General features: G+C 34.5%; 1 protein-coding gene. It reads right to left on the reverse strand.

The window, feature by feature from the left end; all coding sequences use genetic code 11:
• Positions 1-782, reverse strand: a 782-nt coding sequence (locus ACTNC6_RS16120) for an ISL3 family transposase (protein WP_441044653.1), incomplete at its 3' end; no start/stop codon positions are given.
• Between the last annotated feature and the right edge of the window lie 90 nt (positions 783-872).

Below are 872 nucleotides of genomic sequence, written 5' to 3' on the forward strand. Positions count from 1 at the left end.
ATTGTTGCAGGGATTTCTTGATTCAGAGCTTTTTTTATTGTTTCCAGTAGGTTCTGATGTAAATGAAATCGGTCTGCCACCTGCATTGCATCGGGTAATTCTTCTGATATTACTTTCGCATATGCACTTGCCCTATCTCTTGTAACCACTTTAACATTTTTATTATTCTTAAGCCATTCCCGCAATGTATCCCCATTTCTTCCATTCAACAATGTTATAGGCTCGTGCGTTTTTTCATTTACTATGATAGTCCCATATGTATGGCGCTTTTTATATGCAAAATCATCCACACCTATTACATCACTAACTTCCGGTTGGGGAAGAGATTCATATCTTTTTAAAAGTAATCGTATTACGGTATCACCACTAGTTTTTATCCCTAATGTGTGGCAAACACGGGCACAGCCTTCACAACTGGTTTCAAGAGCCAATGTACAGATAAAATCAGCACATCTTTCTGTCATACGACTATAATTATTAAGGAATCCATCAAAAGTCTCAGCAATAGAAACAACCTCACATTCGTCATTCAAACATGCATACTCATGTGAACAAATTTCAAGTTGAACATTTTTTCCTAAAATAGGTAAATCCTGTACTTTACGAGTATATGTTCCATGATATTTTTGTGTTATACGATTACACTTTGGACATTTACAGCTGCTTGAAGTTGATTTCATCTGAATTATAATTTTATCACTTTGCTGATCAATATCTGTTATCATCAAATCCTTTTCCGGGTAAAATTTATCTAAGCATAATGTATTATTAGACTTTGCCATAAATAATTCTCCTCATACATCCTAATACAAACATTATACTATATATCTGATCATGCTAAAAGAGCCAAAACGGATAATTGCGGAAGAGCC

The sequence above is a fragment of the Blautia sp. HCP3S3_C4 genome, from assembly GCF_052064095.1.
GTDB lineage: Bacteria > Bacillota > Clostridia > Lachnospirales > Lachnospiraceae > Blautia_A.